This window comes from Pseudomonas sp. PDM16, from assembly GCF_014851865.1.
In the GTDB taxonomy this organism is placed as follows: Bacteria; Pseudomonadota; Gammaproteobacteria; order Pseudomonadales; family Pseudomonadaceae; genus Aquipseudomonas.
Map to the genome: position 1 here is coordinate 726,017 of NZ_JACVAM010000002.1, position 25,439 is coordinate 751,455.

The following is a 25,439-nucleotide window of genomic DNA, read 5'->3' on the forward strand; positions in this document are numbered from 1 at the left end:
GCTATGTATTAGTGTTTAAGTGAGTTATTTCTAAAAATACAAAATTTTTTTGCTCAGTGCTAGGGCGTCTCTATGGACTTCTGCAAGACCTTATCAGTTTTTGGATTTTCTATTCTTCTGAATGCCTGCGCCACCTATCCACAAAATCCAGAAGGTCAGGCCGTATACCATGCGGATCAGGCAGCGGTATCACTTTCTAGGGGTGACAGTGCTAGTGCTGTCTATCAGATTGATGCCGTTCTTATTCGTCCAACAGGCGATGTTAAGGTTAAGAAGTTGTTCGATGAGTATCCTGCAGCTCGAGGCTATTATCGCTCTTATTTAGAGGGTAGGATTGCTGATGTCTCAAGTGGCTATCAAGCGCAGGAAGTGTTCAAAAAGCTTTCGCTCGTGAAAGCTGCGGGTGTTTTCTCTGAAGATCAGATGAACGATTTTTTCACTGCTTTGACGAAGTTGGTTATTAGTGGAAATGCTTCTGGTGCGGTCCCGTTTGAGCTTGATGATAGAACTGATTTTTTTCCAGAGCTTAAGTCTCCTGTGCATCAGCAGTTCATAGTCAATCGTGCAATCAAGGTTCTTCAGGGGCATAGCGCTACAAATCGGCCGATTTCGGAATTAATGGACTATGTTCAGCGGATTGGTGCAAATTCTGTGGAGGGGGTAAGAATAGAGTCTTTGCTTCCTACAATGAATATTCGGCGTGATGAGCTTGGAATAGTGGCTAGAACGTTTCCTAAGTTTGCTGCTGCTAGAAAAGAAGAAATGACCACTCGGGTATTTATGCAGGTCAAAAATGGAGATCGAATACTTAGTGATGATCTTCTCCAGATGCTGCGTAGCAGGGTTCGTGGAGTTGAGTGGGTTTCTTCTGGTGGCCCTAAGGTCGTTACATTGGTCATAGAGCGGCTGCGGAATGATGAGAGAGTTTTGCCTGAGCGAACAGAGACTATCACCTACTCTCATGGTGAAGTTAATTTTATAAGTGCTGCACTCCTGATGCCGCGTAATGCTTCTTTTCTCTATGAGGTTGTGTCAGGAGGGGCGGAGGTTGAGTATGGCTATGTGATTTCTGCGGCTGCAGACGGTAAGACGATATATGATGAATTAATACGTGGTAGGGTTTCTGGTGAATACCATCGATGCCAAAACGATCGGATTCAAAATGTATTTGGTGGTGTTAGTTCGGCGGGCTTTATTGCAAACAACGACATGCAAAATCGCTGCTCTGGCCCTAGCTCTACTTCGATAGATGATTTGCGTAAAGATGTTTATTCAAAGGTGGTGGGCGGAGTATTAAAGGTTCCGCCGATAAAGACTACTCATGAGCTTGATTAGCCTATTCTTGGCTCATGGTATGGGGTGCTGTTGATCCTGATGGACTGTGTCAATCGGGCGAGGTTTCTGTCAGTGAAGTAGATGGCCCCTACTGTAATGCTAATGCAGGCCAGTGCCGCTACAGACCATTCGAGCGCTGAGAGGGGCTTGCTCCCTGGGGTTCTTGTAGTGGAGGAATGTTTTCCTGATCGAGCACGCATCAAGCCTTGCTACTGTGCGTGCTCACGCCGGTCTCTTGCCTAGGTATAGTTGAATCAGGTCTTGCTGCCTCTTGGCTTCACTTGATATCGCGCCGGGTGCGGTCAATTTCGAGTTGCTGTTCGTAAGTGTCAATACTAATCATGATTGTAGTGGTTTCTATTAAGACTTTTGGCGTACCTAAGTCCACAATCTTTGCACTCGTAATAGATTATTGAGGTGCCCCTGGGTTTTATTCTTTCGAAACATGAGTAGCATGTTGTTGGGATGTTTCGACTAATTATTCTCCCTAGTAGGTGTAGTAATAGCATTGCTATTAGAGTCTTGCCGAAGCCGGGGTTGGATTGAGCAAGGATTGGCCATAATGTCGCCAGGAAGGGGATAAGAATCTCGAAAAATATAATTATATTTATATGATGCTTCGGTTTCATATTGACTTTGCTTTATCTCTAATTAGGGGTTTCCTGATTCATCTGGTTCTGCAGATAGCTTCGAATCGCAGAGCCTCGGCCTTGGCATCATGCGGAAGCGTAGCTCTACAACGACCCGCTATAGGCTGTCTGATAGCTGATCAACAGCCATTCCAGCCACCGGACATCATCGACAGAGATTTGCGTACAGCCAACGACAAACAAACCGAGAACGCCCAAGAGCAAAATACGATGGTGGTAGGGGTGCAGCTTGCGACCGCATCCCTGGCAGTGATTGCATGGACTAGGCCAATCTCCCCCGCAGGTTGAGCAACGCGTGTGCTTGTTTCCCATGGCGCCGCTCTACCCGTTCAGCCGAACGGCAATCATATAGCACGCTCTTACCGAACATGCCGCTCTTCTAGCGGGCCTTGGATTACCGGCTAGTACTCCCATTCGGTCAGGCGCTCAAGCGCCTCGCCTATCTCCGATAGTGTTCAATGTGCGGTACCAGATAGGGGGCTATCCCAATCCGCTGGCGAGAGTGAAGCCACTTCGTTTGCAGGATAGGGGGCTGAGCTATCTGACTGCTGATCAGATCGATGTGCTGTTTTCAGCGATTCTATAAGCGCTGTTGGGGCCGCATGTCGCGATGGTCACTGGCGCACACTGGGGGAGGGGGGTGCAGTTACTGAGGTCGGAGCGAGTGCGTAACCACCTGGTTGCCTTCATGAGCACCAAAGGCAAGCGCAACTGATGAATACCAATTGCCCCAGAGTTGGAAGTCAGGATTCAGCAGCACCTTAAGGCGTATGGTCCTTTATCCAAGTTCTTAAACCGCTTCGACAAGACGTTGGTCGTGTCTGGTCCGCAAGTGCCGAATGGCCAGTCATCGCGCGTGCTTCGGCATGCTTTCGCCAGCCGCTTCGTGATGAATGGGGGCGACATCCTGACTCTGCAGAAAATTCTGGGCCATACCTCGTTGACCATGACCATGCGCACCTGGCACCGGATCACTTGAAGGATGCGGTTAGGCTGGGGCCAGTTACGGATTATCGACACTTCTTCGACAGTTGGCCGGCCTGAAATGCAAAAGCCCCCGAAACTCTATGAATTTCAGGGGCTCGCGCGATAACTATGGCGGGAAGATAGGGATTTGAACCCTAGGTGCCATTGCTGACACAACGGATTTCGAATCCGTCCCGTTCGACCACTCCGGCATCTTCCCAAGGCGGGCGCATGATACCAGTTAAGGTTCGTTAGTCCAGCTATTTTTTCTTGTGTGATCAGGCGCTTGCGTTGCGCTTATGAAAAAAGGGAGCCGTGGCTCCCTTTTGTTGTTTTTGCATTCCCTTACTGGGTTAACCGAGTCAGCGCTTCGCGGTACTTGTCGGCGGTCTTCTGGGCGACTTCGGCTGGCACTGCGGGTGCTGGTGGTTGCTTGTTCCAGCCTGTGGACTCCAGCCAGTCGCGCACGAACTGCTTGTCGAAGCTAGGAGGGTTGCTGCCTTCGGCATAGCTGTCAGCAGGCCAGAAGCGGCTCGAGTCGGGTGTAAGCACCTCGTCCATCAGGGTCAGAGTGCCGTCCTCGTCGACGCCGAACTCGAACTTGGTGTCGGCGATGATGATGCCTCGGGTGGCCGCGTATTCGACCGCTGCACTGTACAGGGCTATGGCGGTGTCGCGTACCTTGGCCGCGAGGTCTGCGCCGACGATGGCCTCGCATTGCTCGAAGCTGATGTTTTCGTCATGGTCGCCGACGGCAGCCTTGGTCGATGGTGTGAAGATCGGTTGAGGCAACTTGGCTGCCTCCTTGAGGCCCGCGGGTAGCTGAATACCGCAGACGGTGCCGCTCTTCTGGTACTCCTTCCAGCCGGAGCCAACGATGTAGCCGCGTACGATGGCCTCTACCGCGACTGGCTTGAGTCGCTTGGCGACTACCGCGCGCCCTTTCACCAGAGGAAGCTCGGCAGCTGCGACGACGTCCTCGACCTGGTCGCCGGTAAAGTGATTCGGCACCACATCCTTGAGTTTGTCGAACCAGAAGTTGGAGATGGCAGTGAGGATCTTGCCCTTGTCCGGGATGGGTTGCTCGAGGATGACGTCGAAGGCGGAGAGCCGATCCGTGGCGACCATCAGCATGCGCTTGGCATCGATCTCGTAGAGGTCGCGGACTTTGCCGGAGTAGATTTTCTTCAGGCTAAGGGTAGTGGGGGTGGTCATGTCGAATTTCCGCCTGGTTCAAACGAAACAGGCGAAACCCGGTCGGGTTTCGCCTATCGATCTTCGCTGTGGTCCCCTGTGGGATCAGCCGAGATTTTGCTGGATCAGTGTCAGTACGCGGCGGGCTACATCTTCAGGCGCTGCGGTATTGATGTCTTTCTCTACCGTGACCTGGATATCTCCACCTGCATTGCTGGTCAGTCGCACCTGATAGCGTTCGGCTCGTGCGTCGATCTCCTCCTGGGAGGGTTCGCTGCTGAACAGGCCGCTGATGAAGCCTTTCTCTTCTTTCGGGTTGCTTGCGCCTTCCGCCAGGTTGACGTAGTAGACGCCCAGGCTGCGGTTGATGTCATCGACGCGTACGTTGCCCAATTCGAGAGCGCGGCCGATGCTCGACCATGCGCGATCAAAGTCGGTGCTGAGGTTTAGAACGGGATTGCCGGCGCCATCCTGCGAGAGGTTGACGCGATTGGGGGCGTCGTAGTTGCGTGCCGCCAGCAGCGAGACGGAGCCGTGCTCGGCGGTGCTGCTGAGGTCTGCAAGCATGCCGTCGAGGAGCGACGCTTCGAGGCTAGCGTTGCCGGTGCGGGCCGGGAAGGCCGCGTCAGCGGTGCTGCCTTCTTCACGCTCGGCGCTGACCACGAATACTTCGCTGGTGTTGCGCACCACGCCAGGCTCGATGCGCACGCGTACACGCACTTGATTGTCACTGTCCGACATCAGGCTGCCGAGTCGGCGGCCCATGGACGGGGCCAGGTCCTTCGTGCCCTGCCATTCGGTGATGAACTCACCCGTCTGCGGGCGTTCTTCCGCTACGCGGAAGCCACTGTTCTCGAAGTAGGAGCGAGCCACCGGCCAGACTTCCGAGGGAGCGCGCTGAGCGACCAGCCAGCGGGAGTCGCCACTCTTCTGCAAGCTGAACTCGCTGGCTTCACCTGTGGCGCCTAGGGCTTGCGGACGCGGCACTTCGAATTCCTGTGGCGTGGCGGTGCTGTCGGCCACATGCGCAGGAATTGGCAGCAGGGGATCGAGGCGCTTGGCATCGACATTCGGAGGCGTCTGCATGGGTGCAGTGCGGCGTGCCTCCAGGTAATCGGTAGAGCGGTCACGGAAGTAGCCTTCGTCACCCCAGAGCCAACCACAACCGCTGGTGTTGGAGATGATAAGGGCAAGGGCGGAGAGTCCAGCCAGTCGCTTCATGCGCAAATATTCCTCGATTAAGCCAGGACGCCGGACTGGCGCATGGCCTGACGCAGCGGTTCGTGACAGCGCGGGCTGAGCCAGGTCAGCGGCAGGCGGATGCCGTCCTGCATCAGGCCCATTTCATTCAGGGCCCACTTCACCGGAATCGGATTGGATTCGATGAACAGGTTCTTGTGCAGCGGCATCATGCGTTCGTTGATTCCGCGGGCGGTAGCGGCGTCGCCAGCCATGGCCGCGGCGCACAGTTCGGCCATGGCGCGGGGCGCGACGTTGGCGGTCACAGAGATATTACCCTTGCCGCCCATCAGCATCAGTTCGACGGCGGTTGGGTCGTCACCGGAGTAGACGAGGAAGTCGGTGCTGACGCGATCAAGGATCTCCTGGCCGCGTTGCAGGTCGCCGGTGGCTTCCTTGATGCCGATGATGTTGGCGACCTTGGACAGGCGCTCTACAGTCTCCGGAAGCATGTCGCAAGCAGTGCGGCCCGGTACGTTATAGAGAATCTGCGGGATCGCCACGCTTTCGGCGATATGACGGAAGTGCAGGTAGAGGCCTTCCTGGGTCGGCTTGTTGTAGTAGGGAGTGACCAGCAGGCATGCATCGGCGCCGACGCTCTTGGCGTTCTGGGTCAGCTCGATGGCCTCGCGGGTGCTGTTGGCGCCGGTACCGGCGATGACCGGGATGCGGCCTGCAACCTGATCGACCACGCGGCGAATGACTTCGACGTGCTCGTTGACATCCAGAGTGGCGGATTCGCCGGTGGTGCCGACGGCGACTATGGCGTTGGTGCCTTCCTGCAGGTGAAAGTCGACCAGCTTGCTCAGCGCAGCCCAATCCAGACCGCCTTGTGCGTCCATGGGCGTGACCAGCGCCACCATACTGCCCGAAATCATGCAACCGCTCCTGCCGGAAAAAGAGAGCGGTAATGGTACTGGCGCCACCTGTGTTGTACAAGCGAGCGGAGCAGCGCCAGCATTCCCCTGCGCGGCGCTTTTCGATACCCTTTCATCTTTGCTTGGCGCCTCATGGCACCGCACCTCATCGTTTCAGGGAAGCTGAATGTCCACCCCCCAGGTTCGCGAACAATTCCTCGTCATCAGCGCCCTCGGCGCCAACCCCATGGAGCTGACCAGCGTCCTTTGCCGGGCCAGCCAGGAAAACCGTTGCGGTGTGGTCAGTAGCCGTCTTACCCGCCACGGTGAGTACAGTTCTCTGACCCTGCAGATCAGCGGCAGCTGGGATGCTCTTGCTCGTTTGGAGGGCGTGCTCCCCGCCCTGGCCAAGCGCCACAGCTTCAGCGTCAACATGATCCGCAGCGGCGCCCTAGAGGCTCGCCCCAATTCGCTGCCTTATGTGGCCTATGTCAGCTGCGCCTATCGCCCGGACATCCTCAACGAGCTGTGCCAGTTCTTCAGCGACCACCGCGTGGAGCTGGAAAGCATCACCTGCGACACCTACCAGGCCCCGCAGACCGGCGGCACCCTGCTCAACGCCACGCTGACCGTGACCCTGCCGCCCGGCACCCAGATCAGCTGGCTGCGCGACCAGTTCCTCGACTTCTCCGACGCCCTCAACCTGGACGCGCTGATCGAACCCTGGCGCCCGCAGAACCCATAAGGAATCCGAGATGGCCGTTTCCCTTGACCAGCCGGTCGCCGATTTCAGTGCCGCCGCCACCAGTGGCCAGGAGGTCAGCCTCAGCGCCCTCAAGGGCCAACAGGTAGTGATCTACTTCTATCCCAAGGACAGTACCCCGGGCTGCACCACCGAAGGATTGGACTTCCGAGCCCGCTACGCTGAATTCCAGGCCGCCAACACCCAGGTTTTCGGCGTATCGATGGACAGCCTGAAGAAGCACGAAAGCTTCAAGTGCAAACAGGATTTCCCTTTCGAGCTGATCAGCGACCCGGAGCACGAGCTGTGCGACCTCTTTGGCGTCTATCAGCTGAAAAAGAACTACGGCAAGGAATACATGGGCATAGTGCGCAGCACCTTCCTGCTCGACGCCAACGGCGTGCTCCGCCAGGAGTGGCGCAACCTGCGGGTTGCCGGCCATGTCGATGCGGTCCTGGCCGCAGCCGTGGCCTTGAACAATGGATGATAGGCAAGCAGAGCGCGAGGGCGTGAGGCTCGATTTTCTAGTGCCTGGCGTCAGCAAGTGCGGCACCACAACGCTTTGCTATCTGTTGGGCGAGCATCCGGAAGTCTTCATCCCGGAGATCAAGGAGCCCAACTATTTCGTCAGTGAAGACCTGGCCGAGCAGCGTCCCTTCTATGAGGAGTTGTTCGCTCCCGCCGTGCCAGGTCAGTTGCTCGGGGAAGGCTCCCAGCTATACAGCGCGGTGGAGTTCGAGAAGCTTGCCAGCGCTCGGCTACGTGAGCACAACCGAGAGATGAAGCTGATCTTCAGTGTGCGCAATCCGCTCAAGCGCATCGAGTCGAGCTACCGTGAGCACCACCACAGAGGTCCGAACTATGCGATCAATGCGCCCTTCGGCATCGACGCCGCGATGACCGAGCTGCCTGCTCTGCTGGAGGATTCTCGCTACTGGCGGCGCTTGCAGAACTATCGTCGCCACTTCCGCGATGATCAGATTCTGGTGATCTTCCTCGAAGACTTGCAGAGAGACCCTCAGCAGGTACTCAGACAGTGCTATGAGTTTCTCGGCGTCGATAGCCGTTTCGTCAATACGGTGGCGGACAGCACTCAGCTAAATTCGGGCGAAGAGAAGCTCTACGACACCCGCTTATTGCGCTACTTGCGAACTCATCCTCGCACAGGCTTCAAGATAGCGCGCCTGCCAATCCCCACGCAGGACAGGCTGTTCCGTCGTCTCGGGCTGCGCCGTCCCTTCACCAGGCCTATACGCTGGAGCGCTGAGGCCCGGGCCAGGGTTATTCATACCCTGAAGGCCGATGTCGCCGAGTTTCTCGCCTTTTGCGGGCGCCCGGCGGACTTTTGGACGGAGTTCGCCTGAGCGGGGCGCCGATGGCATAGCAGTCATCGGCGTTAGTGATCAAGCGCAGCGGTGCGCGTGGCGCACCGTGCCTTGGGTCAGATACGTCGCTTATTCTTCTGATGCTGCTCGCAGGTCATGAAGCCTTTCCCGTTTACCCGGCCGTTGGTGTCGAAGGTCACGTAGTAGGGCTGCTCCTTGCCATCCACATTGAGGATGTAGTTGTTGCAGGTGCCCGGCGTCACCGTGTTCTCCACCTCGGAAGAGGGCGGCCCGCCGAGGGTGAGCACCTGTTCCTTGGTCATGCCATCGCGAATGTCCTGGACCAGCGGCTCGTCGCGGTAGGTCACGTAGTCGCCGGGGTTCTCCATGGTGGAACAGCCGGTGATCACGCCGACCATGCCCAGTGCTGCCAAAGTGCGCTTGTACATAATGTCGCTCCATCGCATGAGCCGGACTGGCTCCCTGGAATTTGGAGCGTTGCGCTTGCGATGGAGTTCGAGCTTTTTTCAGCGCCTGGCGACGGTCATGGCAATCAGGCGCGACACCACCAGTGCCAGGTACATGACGCCGGCGAACTGTTCGATCATCACCAGCGAACGAGCCACGGGCGTGAGCGGTGTGATATCGCTGAGGCCTACTCCCGAGAGGGTGGTGAAACTGAGGAACAGCAGCTCCATCCAGGTGCGCGCGGCTTCGGGCTCTACAGGCGCACCGAAGCTGCCTGGTGCTAACAGCTGGCAGAAGGTGAACAGATGTGCGAAGGCCCAGGCCAGCAAGGTGAAGGTGGCGCCGACGGCGTACAGCTCGTCGGTACTGGCATGCAGGTCGGCGCTCATGTAGGCGATCAGACTGGCTGCCGCATAGAAGTAGAAGGCGGCCTCCAGTGCGGAGATCAGCGCCTCCAGCAGCAGGCTGGGAGTCAGCACGTCGAGCAGCGTCAAACCGATCACCAGCACCGCCAGCAGTCCGGCCACCCAGGCCTGCGCAGGGCTGCGCTTGACCACATGCAGCGCCATGCCCAGCACCAGTACACCGAAGGCGCCGAACAGCGCCCGGCCAATCTGCGTGCCTTCCATCCAGGGGTACAGAAGCACGCCGAGCAGCTGGACGAACAGCAGGCCGGCGGAAGGGTGGCGACGGATGTAGGTGATGGGCGACATGGGCGTCCTGCTGTGTCTGCGGGGAGGGGTAAGACTGGTTGGTGGGTGGGGTTGGTTCCCGATGTTCAGGTGATCAGGCGCTGGACGTGCTCGATGGCTTGGCGCTCGCGCTCAATCCAGTTGCCATCGATATCCACCCAGCTCTGCCCATGTTGCTGCAGCCAATCACGACAGCCTTGGTGGAAGCATAGGCGGTCCGCCAGCGCGGGCTGGCAGCGTTGACCATCGCTTTCCCAGTCGACATCCAGAGGCGACAGCAGCAGATGCAGATGGTACTGACGGTTCAGCAGTTCTTGCTCCAGCCAGGGCGGACAGTCGCCGAACAGGGTACGACTCCACAGGACATTGCTCAGCAGGTGGGTGTCGAGAATCAGCAGCTCTGGAGCTTGGGCGCGGGCGGCATCTTCCCATTCGAGCTGGCCTCTGGCGATGGCAGGGATGTCCGAAAGGCTGGTGTCGCGTTGCTGCTGGTCGATGAAGTGGCGTACGTATTCACCGACCACCAGGCCGCCGAAGCGTCGTTGCAGACGCTCGGCGAGAAAGGTCTTGCCGCTGGATTCGGGCCCCGTCAGCACCACGACTTTCATGCTGCCGGCGGCCGCGCTGAGCGCCATTCGCGCAGACCGAGCACGGCGAGGGCGGTGAATACACCGTATAGAGCGGCGGTCAGCCAGTAGTCCTGTAGGGCGAAGAAGCCGACATAGAGCACGTCGACCACGATCCACAACAACCAGCACTGCCAGCGCTTGAGTGCCATCCACAGTTGGGCGAGCAGGCTGAAGGCGGTTAGCAGCGCGTCTGGCCAGGGATGCACGGCTTCGGTGAAGCGCTGCATCACCAGGCCGAGCGCCATGCCTATCAGCAGTGCTGCGATCAGGCCTACGAGGGTCTCGCGCCGGCTGATGTCGCTGACCGGGCGTTGTCCACTGTCGTCGGCACCCTGGTGCCATTGCCACCAGCCGTACAGCTGCATGGTGGCGAACACGCCATGCAGCAGGACCAGCGAATACAGGTGGGCGTCAAAGAAGAACCAGGCGTAGAGCAGCACCATGAGCAGCCCGACGGGCCAGCACAGCATATTCTGTCGCACTGTCAGCCAGACGGCGGTGACGCCGAGGGCGGCTGCGACGACTTCCAGCGGCGTCATCAGGCGTGCAGATCCACCAGCAGCTCGCATTCGATCATGCCGCTGCGGTCCCAGGCATCCTGCTTGAACTGCCGGTGCACGACATCCACCTCCAGCGTGGACTGGGCGCCGACGGCCTCTGCCCGGGCGATGTCATCGCTGCGAATATAGGCCAGCAGGTAGTGCTCGCCGGCGATCTGCACCTGAAACCAGGACTCGATCTCGATACCCTCGTGGCGGATGGAATCGATAGCCTGCGCCTTGAGTTGCAAGATGCGCTCCTGCCACTCGGCGACTTGGGTGGAAGTGTCGGGTTTGAGACGGATCAGTACGGCTTTGACGTCCATGCGATGGTCCTTGTGGGGTGCGACAGTAACGAGGCCCGTATTTGCGGGCCTCTTCCAATCAGCTGTCGTAGCCCAGGTTCGGTGCCAGCCAACGCTCGGTCACGGCCAGGTCCTGACCCTTGCGAGCGGTGTAGCTCTCTACCTGATCCTGATCGACCTTGCCGACGGCAAAGTACTGCGCCTCGGGGTGGGCGAAGTACCAGCCGCTGACGGCAGCGGCTGGGAACATGGCGTAGTGCTCGGTGAGGAACACGCCGCTGCGGCCGGCCTTGTCGAACTCGGCTGCGGGGTCGAGCAGGGCGAACAGGGTCTTCTTCTCGGTATGGTCCGGGCAGGCCGGGTAGCCGGGAGCCGGGCGGATGCCCTTGTAGGCTTCCTTGATCAGCTCCTCGTTGCTCAGCTGCTCGTCCGGCTCGTAGCCCCAGTACTGTTTGCGTACTTCCTGGTGCAGCCATTCGGCGCAGGCTTCGGCGAGGCGGTCGGCCAGAGCCTTGACCATGATCGAGTTGTAGTCGTCGCCGGCGTTCTGATAGGCCTTGGCGACTTCCTCGGCACCGATGCCGGCGGTGGTGATGAAGCCGCCCACATAGTCGGTCACGCCGCTGTCCTTGGGCGCGACGAAGTCGGCCAGGGACAGGTTCGGCTTGCCATCGGGCTTGATGATCTGCTGGCGCAGGTGGTGCAGACGGGCCAGTGGTTGGCCGTCGTCACCGTAGACTTCGATGTCGTCATGCTCGACCTGGTTGGCCGGCCAGAAGCCGAAGATTGCGCGGGCACTGATCAGCTTTTCGTCGATCAGCTTCTTCAGCAGCGCCTGGGCATCATTGAACAGCGAGGTAGCGGCCTCGCCGACCACTTCGTCGTTAAGGATGCGCGGGTATTTGCCGGCGAGATCCCAGGAGATGAAGAACGGCGTCCAGTCGATGTACTCGGCCAATACGTTGAGGTCGATATCGTCCAACACCTTCACGCCCGTGAAGGTCGGTGGCACGGCCTGATAACTGCTCCAATCAAACTGCGGCTTGTTGGCGACGGCATTGTCGTAGGACAGGCGCTCGGTGCGCGAGGCGCGGGCTGACGTGCGCTCGCGTACCACCACGTACTCTTCGCGGGTCTTCTGTACGAAGCCGGCCTTAAGCTCCTTGGACAGCAGCTGGGTGGCCACGCCCACGGCGCGCGAGGCGTCGGTGACGTAGATGACCGCGTCGTTCTGGTACTTGGGCTCGATCTTCACCGCCGTGTGGGCCTTGGAGGTGGTGGCGCCGCCGATCATCAGTGGCAGGTTGAAGCCCTGGCGCTGCATCTCGCGGGCGACGTGGACCATCTCGTCGAGCGACGGGGTGATCAGGCCGGAAAGGCCTATGATGTCGCACTTCTCGGCGATGGCGGTTTGCAGGATCTTCTCCGCCGGCACCATCACGCCGAGGTCGACGATGTCGTAGCCGTTGCAGCCGAGCACCACGCCGACGATGTTCTTGCCGATGTCATGGACGTCACCTTTCACGGTGGCCATGAGGATCTTGCCCTTGGCTTCCGGCTTGTCGCCTTTCTCCGCTTCGATGAAGGGGATCAGGTGGGCCACGGCCTGCTTCATCACGCGGGCGGACTTCACCACCTGCGGCAGGAACATCTTGCCCGAGCCGAACAGGTCGCCGACCACGTTCATGCCGCTCATCAGCGGGCCTTCGATGACCTCGATGGGGCGCGCGCACTGCTGGCGGTATTCCTCGGTGTCTTCGACGATGAACGCGGTGATGCCCTTGACCAGTGCATGCTCCAGGCGCTTGCCGACTGGCAGGGAACGCCATTCCTCGTCTTCCACTTCCTTGGCCGCGCCGTCGCCGCGGTACTTGTCGGCGATGGCCAACAGGGCATCGGTACCGCCGGGTGTGCGGTTGAGGATCACGTCCTCGACGGCGTCGCGCAGCTCTTTCGGGATTTCGTCGTAGATCTCCAGCTGGCCGGCGTTGACGATGCCCATGGAGAGGCCGTTCTGGATCGCGTAGTAGAGGAACACCGAGTGGATCGCCTCGCGCACCGGGTTGTTGCCGCGGAACGAGAACGACACGTTGGATACACCGCCGGACGACAGCGCATAGGGCAGCTCGTCACGGATGTAGGCGCAGGCCTCGATGAAGTCCACTGCGTAGTTGTTGTGTTCCTCGATGCCGGTGGCCACGGCGAAGATGTTCGGGTCGAAGATGATGTCTTCCGGCGGGAAGCCCACCTCGTTGACCAGGATGTCGTAGCTGCGCTGGCAGATCTCCTTCTTGCGCGCGGCGGTATCGGCCTGGCCGACTTCGTCGAAGGCCATCACCACCACGGCGGCGCCGTAGCGCTTGCACAGCTTGGCGTGGTGCTTGAACTGCTCGACGCCTTCCTTCATGGAGATCGAGTTGACGATGCCCTTGCCCTGGATGCACTTGAGGCCGGCCTCGATCACATCCCACTTGGAGGAGTCGATCATGATCGGTACGCGGGAGATGTCCGGCTCGCCGGCGATCAGGTTGAGGAACTTCACCATCGCCGCCTTGGAGTCGAGCATGCCCTCGTCCATGTTGATGTCGATGACCTGGGCGCCGGCTTCGACCTGCTGCAGGGCGACTTCCAGGGCCTCGGTGTAGTTTTCCTCGCGGATCAGGCGGGCGAACTTGGCCGAGCCGGTGATGTTGGTGCGCTCGCCGACGTTCACGAACAGCGAGTTGCGATCGATGGTGAACGGCTCCAGGCCGGACAGGCGACAGGCTTTCGGAATTTCCGGGATCGCTCGCGGCGGGTACTTGGCGACCGCCTCGGCGATGGCCTGGATGTGCGGCGGAGTGGTGCCGCAGCAGCCGCCGATGATGTTGAGGAAGCCCGACGCGGCGAACTCTTCGACCACTGCGGCCATTTCCGCCGGAGTTTCATCGTATTCGCCGAAGGCATTTGGCAGGCCGGCGTTGGGGTGGGCGGACACATGGGTGTCGGCCTTGGTCGCCAGTTCCTCTAGATAAGGACGCAGGTCCTTGGCACCGAGAGCGCAGTTGAGGCCCACGGATATTGGGTTCGCGTGGCGCACCGAGTTCCAGAACGCTTCGGTGGTCTGGCCCGACAGGGTGCGGCCGGAGGCGTCGGTGATGGTGCCGGAGATCATGATCGGCAGCTCGACGTTGTCCTCGTCGAACACCTGTTGCACGGCGAAGATCGCTGCCTTGGCGTTGAGGGTGTCGAAGATGGTTTCGATCAGGATCAGGTCGGCGCCGCCCTCGATCAGGCCACGGGTGGCCTCGGTGTAGTTGTCCACCAGTTCGTCGAAGGTGACGTTGCGGAAGCCAGGGTCGTTGACGTCCGGGGAGATCGAGCAGGTGCGGCTGGTCGGGCCGAGGACGCCCGCGACGAAGCGCGGGCGATCCGGGGTTTCCAGGGTCTTGGCATCGGCCACCTGGCGGGCGACGCGGGCGCCGGCCACGTTCAGCTCATAGGCCAGGCCTTCCATGCCGTAGTCGGCCTGGGACACCTGAGTGGCGTTGAAGGTATTGGTTTCCAGGATGTCGGCACCGGCATCCAGGTAGGCCTTCTCGATCTCGGCGATGACATTTGGCTGGCTGAGCAGCAGCAGGTCGTTGTTGCCCTTCACGTCACTCGGCCAGTCGGCGAAGCGCTCGCCGCGGTAGTCCGCTTCCTCGAGCTTGTAGCTCTGGATCATGGTGCCCATGCCGCCGTCGAGAATCAGGATGCGTTCTTTCAGGGCTTGCGAAAGAGCCTGGAGGCGGGCGCTGCGGTCGGACATGGGGACTACCTAGGGGAAGCGTGCGGAAAAGTGCCAGATGATAGCAAAGCCGCGTGGAATTCCGGGCGCTGCGGGATTTGCATGAATTCGGCTCATGTTGGCTGGCAGGTAGAAGCCCTGCAGGGCGATCCGAATCTACCCCCGGAATTGATTGGCCGGCTGATCGCGTAGCGCGCGTCCTTGTTTCCGCCGGCCAGGTGGTTCCAATTCTTTTGATCAGAGCTTCGGCAGGCAGCTGGCACTCTCGTAGGCGAAGTACTGCACGTTGTCCCGGTCGACGGGGCGCCAGATTTGCCCAACCGACTTCTGGCCCTGGCTTTGGCCGCTCGGGCTGCCAAGGCTGCCTGCCCAGCAGCGAGGATACTTGTTGAGATAGAGCGGCCCACTTATGACGAGCGCGACATGACCATTGTTTCTGGGGACCTTGTGGTTCTTGCCTTTCATCCCGGCCACTACAAAGAATCCCTGGGCTGCCTTTCGCTCGGCATCTGCCCCGTTACTGAGCTGGCTCCAGCCTGTAGCCTGGGGCAGCCTGCTCATGATGCTGTCCGCATTGCCTGAGGGAAGGGGGACTTGCAGGTGGCGGGCTACCTCGTGCAGGAAGCCCGAGCAGTTGTTCTGATTACGGACGCCGGCGACGTAGCTTTCATCCCAGGCGGTGGTGGCAGCGTTGACGATGCAGGTATCGAGGTTCATTGACGGTCCTTGTCAAAGTATTGTGTAGGGAGCTTCGGAGGCTCCCCTTTGCTCGTTTACTCAAGGGCGGCAGAGCGGTCCCAGTGGCTCGCGTGCAAGGACCCTGCAGTCGGTAATTTCATTTCCATTGCACTGGCTGCCGAGTATCAGGTGATTCCCTTCGACGGCCGGGTAAAGGCCGGAAATGTCCCGACTCAGAAGTCGCTTGCAGGTGAGGGTGTCGTAGACCATCAGGTCACCACCGGAGCCGCTGGTCTCGTGGGTCAGCAAGCGCGTTTCGTCGAGGCTGAGGTACATGGGAGCGCGCGCCCAGATGCCGCCGTCCTCTATCAGGCACTGCCGGCCACTGGCCTTGTCCAGGATAACGGCTGGCGGCTCAGGGAATGAGTCGGGTTCGGCGATGGTTGAGTCTTCGTTGTTGAAACGCACCTCGAAGCGTTCGCCGCCGGCGGAGAACCAGCCAGGGGCGCTGGCGTCGGCGGTGATATGCAGCGGCATGAAACCGCAGTCTGCGGCCTGGGTGCAGGTGGCGATGAGCGAGGCGGCGAGCGCCATGCTGAGTGATTTCATGGTAGGGGTCCCTTCCGTGGGTGGCTGGTTGATCGCGAGCGACCAGGGCGCAGCATAGATCGCCCGTCGGCCCCGAGATATGACCTGCTTCATATCCGCGACGGTTTCCGGCGGATGCGGCTAGAATCGCCTCGTCATTCTTCAGGGAAAAGGTCATGCCGTACCGTGTCTGGTCCGCTGTTGTCATGTTCGTAGCGGGCGCCACGGCGCATGCTGCCGAGCCGGTCTCCTACCTTCGCGACGTTCAACCGATCCTTACCCAGAAATGCGTGGCCTGCCATGCCTGTTACGACTCGCCATGCCAGCTCAATCTCGGCAGTGGTGAGGGTGTGTTGCGCGGCGCCAGCAAGTCGCCGGTATATGACGGCGCACGGACCACGGCACAACCCACCACGCGTTTGTACTTCGATGCTGAGGGTGAATCCGCCTGGCGCAGCAAGGGTTTCCATTCGGTACTCGACCCGCAGGCCGGTCAGGCCGCGCTGATGGCGCGCATGCTGGAGCTGGGGCGCAGCGAGCCGCTCGAGCCCAATGCCAAGCTGCCGGCCGATTTGGATATCTCTCTTGATCGGGAAAACCAGTGTCCGCTGCCTGGTGAGTTCGATGCCTATGCGAAGAAGTTCGCCCACGCCGGCATGCCCTTCGCCGTTACCGGTCTTAGTGACGGTGAGTACGCCACCCTGCAGCAATGGCTGAAGGAAGGAGGCCCGGTGGAGGAGCAGGCATTGCAGCCCTCCGCCGCCGAGCGGAAGCAGGTGGCCGACTGGGAAGCCTTCCTCAATGCGCCAGGTGCGCGGGAGAGCCTGGTCAACCGCTGGCTGTTCGAGCACCTGTTCCTTGCCCACCTGTACTTCGAAGGGGGAGAGCGGGGACACTTCTTCCAGTTAGTGCGATCACGCACGCCGAGTGGCCAGCCGATCGATCCGATCGCTACCCGTCGCCCCAACGAGGACCCCGGTACCGACGTTTATTACCGTCTGTGGCCGATCCAGGGCGCGATCGTGCACAAGACCCATATCACCTATCCGCTTAGCGCGGCCAAGCTGGAACGTACCCGCGAGCTGTTCTACGCCGGCGACTGGACGGTGGACGCGGTGCCGGGCTATGGAGTCCAGCGCCGAGCCAATCCCTTCGAGACCTTCGCTGCGATTCCGGCCCAGGCCCGTTATCAGTTCATGCTGGATAACGCCGAGTACTTCGTGCGCACCTTCATCCGCGGGCCGGTGTGCCGAGGGCAGATCGCCACCGACGTGATCCGCGACAACTTCTGGGCGGTGTTCCAGGACCCGCAGCACGATCTCTATGTCACCGATGCCGAGTACCGTGCCCGGGCCACGCCATTGCTGGCCATGCCCGGCCAGTTTGACGACATCGGCGACCTGTTCGGCCTGTGGAAGGCCTACCGGGACAAGCGCAACGACTATGAGGACCTGCGTCGCGACGCCTATGCCGACGCGCCGTTACCGGGTTGGTCGACCCTCTGGAGTGGTAACGACAATGCCCTGCTGTCCATCTACCGCCATCACGACAGCGCCATGGTACGCAAGGGGCTGATTGGCGAGATCCCGCAGACCCTGTGGCTGATGGACTACCCGTTGTTCGAGCGCACCTACTACCAGCTGGTAGTCAACTTCGACGTGTTCGGCAATGTTGCCCACCAGGCGCAGACCCGGCTTTACTTCGACCTGATCCGCAATGGTGCCGAGTTGAACTTCCTCCGCCTGCTGCCGCCGGAATCGCGCCAGGTCTACCTGGACGATTGGTATCAGAACAGCGGCAAGCTGAAGATGTGGCTGGACTACGCCGACGCCGACCTGGATACGGCCACCGGCCTGAACCTGCCGGAGCAGGGGGCCAAGGGCGCTTTCGCCCAAGCGCTACTGGCTCGTTATGCGGACCTCAACGCGCGGCCTGATCCGATCAACCGCTGTGAGGGCGCCGATTGCCATAGACCGGGCCTGCCGGCGGACCTGGAAGATGCCGAGCAGGCTCTGAGCCGCCTGACCGGGCGCCCGGCGGGAGGGTTGAAAGTCATCGACCATCTGCCGGAAACGACCCTGTTGCGGATTGAGCTGGCCAACGGCAAGCGCGAGGTTTACAGCGTCCTGCGCAACCGTGCGCATAGCAATGTCGCCTTCATGACGGGTGAGTCGCTGCGCTACCAGCCAGGGCTGGATACGCTAACGGTCTACCCTGGCGTGCTGACCAGTTATCCGAACTTCATGTTCAACCTGAAGGCAAGCGAGGTGCCGGAATTCGTCAGTGCACTGGAGCAGGCTCGCGAGCAGGACGTGTTCGACAAGGTAGTGGGGCGCTGGGGCATTCGCCGCAGCCACCCCGAGTTCTGGCGCTATTTCCATGATCTGTCGGCCTACATCCAGGAAACCGAACCGGTGGAAGCGGGTGTGCTGGACATGAATCGCTACCAGAACCTGTAGGTACCTCGTGCACGGCCTTGTGTGGGAAGCCTTTGGCTTCCCGCATGTCCGAGCAGCTCCGATGCCGGTTGCTACCGGCGGGCGATTTCCATAACGCAGCTAACGCGATTCCTTAGAGTCAGCAGGCGCACACCTGGGCGATGGCTGCGGCCAGGTAGTCCAGGCGTTCCTCGCTCATGCCGGCGACGTTGGCGCGGCCGCTGTTGACCAGGTACACGCTGAACTCCTGGCGCAGGCGCTGCACCTGCTCGGCGCTCAGCCCGGTGTAGGAGAACATGCCGCGCTGACTGGCGATGTGGGCGAAGCGCTCGGCCAGGCCGTGGGGCTGCAGCGCCGCCACCAGGCCGCTGCGCAGGCTGGCGATGCGCAGGCGCATGGCCTCCACTTCCCCGGCCCACAGACTGTGCAATTTCTGGTCGGCGAGAATGGTGGCGACCACGGCGGCGCCGTGGGCCGGTGGGGTGGACCACAGGTTGCGGGCGAGGGAGGCCAGTTGGCTGCGAATATCGATCAGCTTCTCGGCGTTCTCCGCGCGCACGATCAGCGCGCCGGTGCGTTCACGGTACAGGCCGAAGTTCTTCGAGCAGGAGCTGGTGATCAGCAACTCCGGCAGCTCGGCGGCGAACAGGCGCACGGCCCAGGCGTCTTCGTCGAGGCCGTCGCCAAAGCCCTGGTAGGCGAAGTCGATCAGCGGCAGTAGCTCGCGGGCCTTGACCACCTCCAGCACGCGCTGCCAGTCGTGCTGGCTGAGGTCGAAGCCGGTAGGGTTGTGGCAGCAGGCGTGCAGCAGCACCACGTCGCCGGCCGGCACCCGCTGCAGGGCGTCGAGCATGGCTTCGACATCCAGGCGGTTGTCGGCGCCGACGTAGGGGTAGTGCTCCACCCGCAGGCCGCAGGTGGCGAAGATGCTCTCGTGGATCGGCCAGGTCGGCGCGCTCAGCCAGATGCCGCGACCCGGCAGGTTGGCGGCGATAAAGTCGCCGGCCAGGCGCAGGGCGCCAGTTCCGCCGGGTGTCTGGGTGGCGCCAGCCAGGCCGCTGTGCAGCAGCGCGTTGTCCGCGCCCAGCACCAGACGCAGCAACTGCTCTCCGAAGACCGGGTCGCCGTGGCCGCCGATGTAGCTCTTGGTCGGCTCGTGCTCCACCAACTGCCGCTCGGCCAGCTTCACCGCGTAGGGGATCGGGGTGATACCGAGGGCGTCCTTGTACACGCCCACGCCCAGGTCCAGCTTGGCCGGGTTGCTGTCGGCGCGATAGGCGTCGAGCAGGCTGAGGATGGGATCGCCCGGCACCCGGTCGATGGCGGCGAAGTGGCTCACTTGCGGCCCTCGGCGCTGGCGGCCAGCACGTCGGTACGCGCGGCCATGATGAAGTCGTTGCGGTGCAGGCCCTTCATCTCGTGGCTCCACCAGGTGACGGTGACCTTGCCCCATTCGGTGAGCAGGGCCGGGTGGTGGCCGACTTCCTCGGCGGCGGTGCCCACCGCGTTGGTGAAGGCCAGGGCGTGGCGGAAGGTACGGAACAGATAGGCGCGCTCCAGCTCCATGTGGCCGTCGCGGGTCTCGATGTTCCAGTCCGGGATCTCGCGGATCAGCGTGGCCAGCTCCTCGTCGGAGACGTGGGGCGCGTCGGCGCGGCAGGCTTCGCATTGGGCTTGGGCGAGGGACATTCTGGGCTCCTGCAGTGAGGTCTTGAGGGTAGAGGGGGAAAGCGTAGGACGGGTTCCGTCGAATCGGGTCGGCTCACGCCGCCTTGGGCGGGAACTTCGGTGCGTGCAGGCCCAGCGCCGTGGCTCGTTGCACCATGCCCATGATGTCCTGGTGGGCCAGCTCGAACAGGCTCTTGAGTTGCGGCAGGACGAAATACAGCGGCTGCAGGATATCGATGCGGTAGGGCGTGCGCATCGCCTCCAGCGGGTCGAAGACCTGGTGCTCGGGCTCGTTGGACAGGCTGTAGACCGTCTCCTTTGGCGAGGAGAGGATGCCGCCGCCGTAGATGCGCCGGCCCTGCGGGGTGTCGACCAGGCCGAACTCGATGGTCATCCAGTACAGGCGCGCCAGGTACACGCGCTGCTCCTTGCTGGCGGCCAGGCCGAGCTTGCCGTAGGTGTGGGTGAATTCGGCGAACCAGGGGTTGGTCAGCAGCGGGCAGTGGCCGAAGATCTCGTGGAAGATGTCCGGTTCCTGCAGATAGTCCAATTCCTCGGGCGTGCGGATAAAGGTGGCAACCGGGAAGCGCTTGCTGGCCAGCAGCTCGAAGAAGGTCTGGAACGGAATCAGCGCCGGTACCTGGGCCACGCTCCAGCCAGTGGTGGCGCCCAGTACCTTGTTGACCTCGCCGAGTTGGGGAATGCGCTCGGTGGGCAGACCGAGCTGTTCGATGCCATCGAAGTACTCCTGGCAGGCGCGGCCTTCGAGCACCTTCATCTGCCGGGTGATCAAGGTGTTCCACACCTGATGCTCGGTGTCCGAATAGTGGATGAAGCCGTTGTCGTCCTGTTGCCGTGCCACGTACTGCGTGGTTTTCATCGAGCCTCCTCATCTGCGGCGCAGGCCGCGGAGTGTTGTTGTGTTGCCTTAGCAGTACCGCAGATGAGTGCGCAGAGCACCAGGCGAGGGCGGCGGGAGAGGGTTTCTGGTGGGCTACTGTTGTAAATAAAACATTACGAAATCGCGAAAGCGTTCCGGCATCGCCTTGCTGGAGTTCGCTGGCGTCACATATTCTTGACGAAAAACAACGGCCGCCTTGCGAAAAATGGCCGTGACCCAGCCCATAACAACGATCAGGGTCGATTACCGTGCGAATCAAGGTCCATTGCCAAAACCGTGTCGGCATCCTGCGCGACATCCTCGAACTGCTGGTCGACTACGGCATCAACGTCGCCCGTGGCGAAGTCGGCGGCGAGCAGGGCAACGCCATCTACCTGCATTGCCCGAACCTCATCAATCTGCAGTTCCAGGCCCTGCGCCCGAAGCTGGAGGCCATCTCCGGCGTATTTGGCGTCAAGCGCGTCGGCCTGATGCCCAGCGAACGACGTCACCTCGAACTCAACGCCTTGCTCGGCGCGCTGGACTTTCCGGTGCTGTCCATCGACATGGGTGGCAGCATCGTCGCCGCCAACCGCAGCGCCGCCCAGTTGCTTGGCGTGCGGGTGGACGAGGTGCCGGGCATGGCGCTGTCGCGCTATATCGACGACTTCGACCTGCCCGAGCTGGTGCGTGCCAACAAGTCGCGGGTCAATGGCCTGCGGGTGAAGGTGAAGGGCGATGTGTTCCTCGCCGATATCGCGCCGCTGCAGTCCGAGCATGACGAGAGCGAGGCGCTGGCCGGCGCCGTGCTCACCCTGCACCGTGCTGACCGGGTGGGCGAACGCATCTACCACGTGCGCAAGCAGGAGTTGCGTGGCTTCGACTCGATCTTCCAGAGCTCCAGGGTGATGGCCGCCGTGGTGCGCGAAGCACGGCGTATGGCGCCGCTGGACGCGCCGCTGCTGATCGAGGGCGAGACCGGTACCGGCAAGGAGTTGCTGGCGCGCGCCTGCCACCTGGCCAGCCCACGTGGGCAGTCGCCATTCATGGCGCTCAACTGCGCGGGATTGCCGGAATCCATGGCCGAGACCGAACTATTCGGCTATGGCCCGGGTGCCTTCGAGGGCGCGCGACCGGAAGGCAAGCTCGGCCTGCTGGAGCTGACCGCCGGCGGTACCCTGTTCCTCGATGGCGTGGGCGAGATGAGCCCGCGCCTGCAGGCCAAGCTGCTGCGCTTCCTGCAGGACGGCTGCTTCCGCCGGGTGGGCAGCGACGAGGAGGTGTACCTGGATGTGCGGGTGATCTGCGCCACCCAGGTCGACCTATCCGAGCTGTGCAACAAGGGCGAGTTTCGCCAGGACCTCTATCACCGCCTCAACGTGCTCAGTCTGCATATCCCACCACTGCGCGAATGCCTGGACGGCCTGGCGCCACTGGTGGAGCACTTCCTCGATTCGGCCAGCCGGCAGATCGGTTGCCCGCTGCCGAAGCTGGCTCCCCAGGCCTTCGAGCGCATGGCCCACTACCACTGGCCGGGCAACGTGCGGCAGCTGGAAAACGTGCTGTTCCAGGCCGTGTCGCTGTGCGACGGCGGCACGGTGAAGGCCGAGCACATCCGCCTGCCGGACTACGGTGCGCCGCAGCCGCTCGGCGAGTTCTCCGTCGAGGGTGATCTGGACACCATCCTCGGTCGCTTCGAGAGGGCGGTGCTGGAGCGCCTGTACGCCGACCACCCGAGCAGCCGCCAGCTGGGCAAGCGCCTTGGGGTGTCGCACACCACCATCGCCAACAAGCTGCGTCAGCATGGCCTCGGCAAGGAGTAGGGCGCTTGTCTACGACCTTGGTGTAATGGTCGGGTAAGTGATGGAGGCGTAAAAAGTCACTCGTCCGGCTCCTGCGAATCGGACTGCGTTTCTGACATTCCTCCCCGGAATGAGATTGGTGGCGGCCCTGTTGGGTCGCCTTTTTTTTGCCCGTAAAAATCGCTCAAGACTATGGTCGTAGAGCGGTAAGACCATGGTCGAATGGCCCTACTTTGGGTCGGGGGATACAAAAGGCGGCATACAAAAACAACCGCCCGCCGAGGTATCCAAATGACTGCTGCTTCCCTCTACCCCGTCCGCCCCGAGGTGGCCGCCAACACGCTGACCGACGAAGCCACCTATAAGGCGATGTACCAGCAGTCGGTGATCAATCCGGATGGCTTCTGGCGCGAGCAGGCCAAGCGCATCGACTGGATCAAGCCATTCACCAAGGTCAAGCAGACCTCGTTCGACGACCATCATGTTGATATCAAGTGGTTCGCCGACGGCACCCTGAATCTTTCGGCCAACTGCCTGGACCGTCATCTGGAAACTCGTGGCGACCAGATCGCGATCATCTGGGAAGGTGACGATCCGTCCGAGCACCGCGAAATCACCTACCACGAGCTGCACGAGCAGGTCTGCAAGTTCGCCAACGCTCTGCGTGGCCAGGACGTGCACCGCGGCGATGTGGTGACTATCTACATGCCGATGATCCCGGAAGCGGCAGTGGCCATGCTGGCCTGCGCCCGTATCGGTGCCATCCACTCCGTGGTATTCGGCGGCTTCTCGCCGGAGGCTCTGGCCGGCCGGATCATCGACTGCCAGTCAAAGGTGGTGATCACCGCCGACGAGGGCGTGCGTGGCGGCAAGAAGGTAGCGCTGAAGGCCAATGTCGACGACGCCCTGACCAACCCGGAAACCCACAGCGTGCAGAAGGTCATCGTGGCCAAGCGCACTGGTGCCGAGATCAAGTGGAACCAGCACCGCGACATCTGGTACGAGGACCTGATGAAGGTAGCCGGCAGCACTTGCGCGCCGAAGGAAATGGGGGCCGAAGAGGCGCTGTTCATCCTCTACACTTCAGGCTCCACCGGCAAACCCAAGGGTGTGCTGCATACCACTGGCGGCTATCTGGTCTACGCCTCGCTGACCCACGAGCGAGTGTTCGACTATCGTCCGGGCGAAGTCTTCTGGTGCACCGCTGACATCGGCTGGGTCACCGGCCACACCTATCTGATCTATGGCCCGCTTTCCAACGGCGCCACCACCGTCATGTTCGAAGGCGTGCCGAATTACCCGGACGTGACCCGTGTGCAGAAGATCATCGACAAGCACAAGGTCAACATCCTCTACACCGCCCCGACCGCCATTCGCGCCATGATGGCCGAGGGTAATGCTGCGGTGGCGGGCGCCGACGGCTCCAGCCTGCGACTGCTCGGTTCGGTGGGCGAGCCAATCAACCCGGAAGCCTGGCATTGGTACTACGAGAACGTCGGCCAGGGCCGCTGCCCGATCGTTGACACCTGGTGGCAGACCGAGACCGGCGCTTGCCTGATGACCCCGCTGCCGGGTGCTCACGCCATGAAGCCAGGCTCCGCCGCGCGCCCGTTCTTCGGCGTGCAACCCGCCTTGGTCGACAATTTGGGCAACATTCTTGAAGGCGCCACCGAAGGCAATCTGGTGATCATCGATTCCTGGCCGGGCCAGGCGCGCACTTTGTACGGCGACCACGACCGCTTCGTCGATACCTACTTCAATACCTTCAAGGGCATGTACTTCACCGGTGACGGCGCTCGTCGCGATGAAGACGGTTACTGGTGGATCACCGGTCGCGTCGACGATGTGCTCAACGTGTCCGGCCACCGCATGGGTACCGCGGAGATCGAGAGCGCCATGGTCGCCCACTCGAAAGTCGCCGAGGCCGCCGTGGTCGGTGTGCCTCACGACATCAAGGGGCAGGGCATCTATGTCTATGTCACCCTGAATGCAGGCGAGGAGCCATCCGAGCAACTGCGTCAGGAACTGAAGAACTGGGTGCGCAAGGAGATCGGCCCGATTGCCTCGCCAGACGTTATCCAGTGGGCTCCGGGACTACCGAAGACCCGTTCGGGCAAGATCATGCGCCGCATCCTGCGCAAGATCGCCACCGCCGAATACGATTCCCTCGGCGACATCTCCACGCTGGCCGACCCTGGCGTGGTGCAGCACCTCATCGACACCCATCGCACCATGCAGGCCGCCTGATCGGGCGGCTCCGCTGACGTGCACGACCCCGGCCACAAGCCGGGGTTTGTTTTTTGGGGGGCGATTACCGATTTTTCCCGAAGGCGTAACGTGGTGGGTAACGCTGTGCGCCAAAACGGGGCGCCAGGGAACATCCGCGGGGCGATTCTCTGGGTGCCTGTGCCGGGCATGCTATCGAAAGGTCTATTCTGCTGGGCTGCGCGTTAGCTGGCTTGGTTATTGCCTTGTTAAAAGGTTGTGTTTTCGTGTCTCATTGGTCACGTTTAGGCTGACCTGTCAATACGGGCCCACGGCCCGCCCGGTGCTTCTGTAATTTGTTGTCGCTTTGAAGAAATATCGACCTACCCCTGGTCGATAGAATGCCGCCCACTTGGCCAGCCCTCTTCCAATGCCCTTCGTGGCGGCAAAGACGGCGACACTTTCTACAA

At 61.2% G+C, this 25,439-nt stretch carries 22 protein-coding genes and 1 tRNA gene; 8 read left to right on the plus strand and 15 right to left on the minus strand.

Annotated elements, in window-relative coordinates; genetic code table 11:
- The first annotated feature begins 72 nt into the window (after positions 1 to 72).
- Both IB234_RS09880 and IB234_RS24135 read left to right on the plus strand, forming a co-directional pair.
- Positions 73 to 1,335 (plus strand): hypothetical protein, encoded by a 1,263-nt coding sequence (locus IB234_RS09880; protein WP_192316989.1) that lies wholly within the window; start codon positions 73 to 75, stop codon positions 1,333 to 1,335.
- Between the two features lie 1,539 nt (positions 1,336 to 2,874).
- Positions 2,875 to 2,964 carry a hypothetical protein gene (locus tag IB234_RS24135; RefSeq protein WP_263864192.1) on the plus strand — a complete coding sequence of 30 codons (90 nt, stop codon included), beginning with the start codon at positions 2,875 to 2,877 and terminating at the stop codon, positions 2,962 to 2,964.
- 117 nt (positions 2,965 to 3,081) lie between these two features.
- Here the strand turns inward: IB234_RS24135 and IB234_RS09890 are convergent.
- The 4 genes from IB234_RS09890 to dapA all read right to left on the minus strand — a co-directional run bounded on the left by IB234_RS09890 (position 3,082) and on the right by dapA (position 6,262).
- Positions 3,082 to 3,171, minus strand: a tRNA-Ser gene (locus tag IB234_RS09890).
- 125 nt (positions 3,172 to 3,296) lie between these two features.
- On the minus strand, positions 3,297 to 4,166 hold the full coding sequence (locus IB234_RS09895; protein WP_192316991.1) for a phosphoribosylaminoimidazolesuccinocarboxamide synthase: 870 nt from the start codon (positions 4,164 to 4,166) through the stop codon (positions 3,297 to 3,299).
- Positions 4,167 to 4,250: 84 nt separating this feature from the next.
- On the minus strand, positions 4,251 to 5,366 hold the full coding sequence (gene bamC, locus IB234_RS09900) for an outer membrane protein assembly factor BamC (protein ID WP_192316993.1): 1,116 nt from the start codon (positions 5,364 to 5,366) through the stop codon (positions 4,251 to 4,253).
- Between the two features lie 17 nt (positions 5,367 to 5,383).
- Positions 5,384 to 6,262, minus strand: a complete 879-nt coding sequence (gene dapA, locus IB234_RS09905) for a 4-hydroxy-tetrahydrodipicolinate synthase (protein ID WP_192316995.1) — start codon at positions 6,260 to 6,262, stop codon at positions 5,384 to 5,386.
- 166 nt (positions 6,263 to 6,428) lie between these two features.
- Here dapA and IB234_RS09910 point away from each other — a divergent pair, with 166 nt between their 5' ends.
- The 3 genes from IB234_RS09910 to IB234_RS09920 are packed head-to-tail and all read left to right on the plus strand — an operon-like array spanning position 6,429 to position 8,347.
- The gene (locus IB234_RS09910) at positions 6,429 to 6,986 is read left to right on the plus strand and encodes a glycine cleavage system protein R (protein WP_192316997.1); all 558 of its coding nucleotides are present in this window, start codon (positions 6,429 to 6,431) and stop codon (positions 6,984 to 6,986) included.
- Between the two features lie 10 nt (positions 6,987 to 6,996).
- The gene (locus IB234_RS09915) at positions 6,997 to 7,470 is read left to right on the plus strand and encodes a peroxiredoxin (protein WP_192316999.1); all 474 of its coding nucleotides are present in this window, start codon (positions 6,997 to 6,999) and stop codon (positions 7,468 to 7,470) included.
- Between the two features lie 22 nt (positions 7,471 to 7,492).
- Positions 7,493 to 8,347, plus strand: a complete 855-nt coding sequence (locus tag IB234_RS09920; RefSeq protein ID WP_192317001.1) for a sulfotransferase domain-containing protein — start codon at positions 7,493 to 7,495, stop codon at positions 8,345 to 8,347.
- 77 nt (positions 8,348 to 8,424) lie between these two features.
- Here IB234_RS09920 and osmE read toward each other — a convergent pair whose 3' ends face one another.
- The 8 genes from osmE to IB234_RS09960 form a co-directional block, all read right to left on the minus strand.
- On the minus strand, positions 8,425 to 8,757 hold the full coding sequence (gene osmE / locus IB234_RS09925; protein ID WP_192317004.1) for an osmotically-inducible lipoprotein OsmE: 333 nt from the start codon (positions 8,755 to 8,757) through the stop codon (positions 8,425 to 8,427).
- A gap of 78 nt (positions 8,758 to 8,835) precedes the next feature.
- On the minus strand, positions 8,836 to 9,489 hold the full coding sequence (locus IB234_RS09930; RefSeq protein WP_192317006.1) for a potassium channel family protein: 654 nt from the start codon (positions 9,487 to 9,489) through the stop codon (positions 8,836 to 8,838).
- A gap of 65 nt (positions 9,490 to 9,554) precedes the next feature.
- Positions 9,555 to 10,076, minus strand: a complete 522-nt coding sequence (locus tag IB234_RS09935; RefSeq protein ID WP_192317802.1) for an AAA family ATPase — start codon at positions 10,074 to 10,076, stop codon at positions 9,555 to 9,557.
- Complete coding sequence (gene pnuC / locus IB234_RS09940) at positions 10,073 to 10,636, minus strand: nicotinamide riboside transporter PnuC (RefSeq protein ID WP_192317008.1); 564 nt, start codon at positions 10,634 to 10,636, stop codon at positions 10,073 to 10,075. Before pnuC ends, IB234_RS09935 begins: the two co-directional genes overlap by 4 nt.
- On the minus strand, positions 10,636 to 10,962 hold the full coding sequence (locus IB234_RS09945; RefSeq protein WP_192317010.1) for a DUF6176 family protein: 327 nt from the start codon (positions 10,960 to 10,962) through the stop codon (positions 10,636 to 10,638). The genes pnuC and IB234_RS09945 overlap by 1 nt, the downstream gene beginning before the upstream one ends.
- Positions 10,963 to 11,020: 58 nt before the next feature.
- Complete coding sequence (gene metH, locus IB234_RS09950; protein ID WP_192317012.1) at positions 11,021 to 14,731, minus strand: methionine synthase; 3,711 nt, start codon at positions 14,729 to 14,731, stop codon at positions 11,021 to 11,023.
- A gap of 216 nt (positions 14,732 to 14,947) precedes the next feature.
- The gene (locus IB234_RS09955; RefSeq protein ID WP_192317014.1) at positions 14,948 to 15,427 is read right to left on the minus strand and encodes a hypothetical protein; all 480 of its coding nucleotides are present in this window, start codon (positions 15,425 to 15,427) and stop codon (positions 14,948 to 14,950) included.
- Positions 15,428 to 15,487: 60 nt separating this feature from the next.
- The gene (locus IB234_RS09960; protein ID WP_192317016.1) at positions 15,488 to 15,997 is read right to left on the minus strand and encodes a hypothetical protein; all 510 of its coding nucleotides are present in this window, start codon (positions 15,995 to 15,997) and stop codon (positions 15,488 to 15,490) included.
- Positions 15,998 to 16,152: 155 nt separating this feature from the next.
- Between IB234_RS09960 and IB234_RS09965 the strand changes: the two genes are divergently transcribed.
- Complete coding sequence (locus IB234_RS09965) at positions 16,153 to 18,435, plus strand: fatty acid cis/trans isomerase (protein ID WP_192317018.1); 2,283 nt, start codon at positions 16,153 to 16,155, stop codon at positions 18,433 to 18,435.
- A 118-nt stretch (positions 18,436 to 18,553) separates the two neighbouring features.
- Here IB234_RS09965 and IB234_RS09970 read toward each other — a convergent pair whose 3' ends face one another.
- From IB234_RS09970 to phhA, 3 genes are all read right to left on the minus strand, one after another.
- Positions 18,554 to 19,753: an amino acid aminotransferase gene (locus IB234_RS09970; RefSeq protein WP_192317021.1), complete on the minus strand. Its 1,200-nt coding sequence runs from the start codon at positions 19,751 to 19,753 to the stop codon at positions 18,554 to 18,556.
- A complete protein-coding gene (locus tag IB234_RS09975) occupies positions 19,750 to 20,103 on the minus strand; it encodes a 4a-hydroxytetrahydrobiopterin dehydratase (RefSeq protein ID WP_192317023.1) in 354 nt (117 codons plus the stop codon). The genes IB234_RS09970 and IB234_RS09975 overlap by 4 nt, the downstream gene beginning before the upstream one ends.
- 73 nt (positions 20,104 to 20,176) lie before the next feature.
- Positions 20,177 to 20,962 carry a phenylalanine 4-monooxygenase gene (gene phhA, locus IB234_RS09980; protein WP_192317025.1) on the minus strand — a complete coding sequence of 262 codons (786 nt, stop codon included), beginning with the start codon at positions 20,960 to 20,962 and terminating at the stop codon, positions 20,177 to 20,179.
- 269 nt (positions 20,963 to 21,231) lie between these two features.
- Between phhA and IB234_RS09985 the strand changes: the two genes are divergently transcribed.
- Positions 21,232 to 22,785, plus strand: a complete 1,554-nt coding sequence (locus IB234_RS09985) for a sigma-54-dependent transcriptional regulator (RefSeq protein WP_192317027.1) — start codon at positions 21,232 to 21,234, stop codon at positions 22,783 to 22,785.
- A 270-nt stretch (positions 22,786 to 23,055) separates the two neighbouring features.
- On the plus strand, positions 23,056 to 25,011 hold the full coding sequence (acs, locus tag IB234_RS09990) for an acetate--CoA ligase (RefSeq protein ID WP_192317029.1): 1,956 nt from the start codon (positions 23,056 to 23,058) through the stop codon (positions 25,009 to 25,011).
- The last annotated feature ends 428 nt before the right edge of the window (positions 25,012 to 25,439 follow it).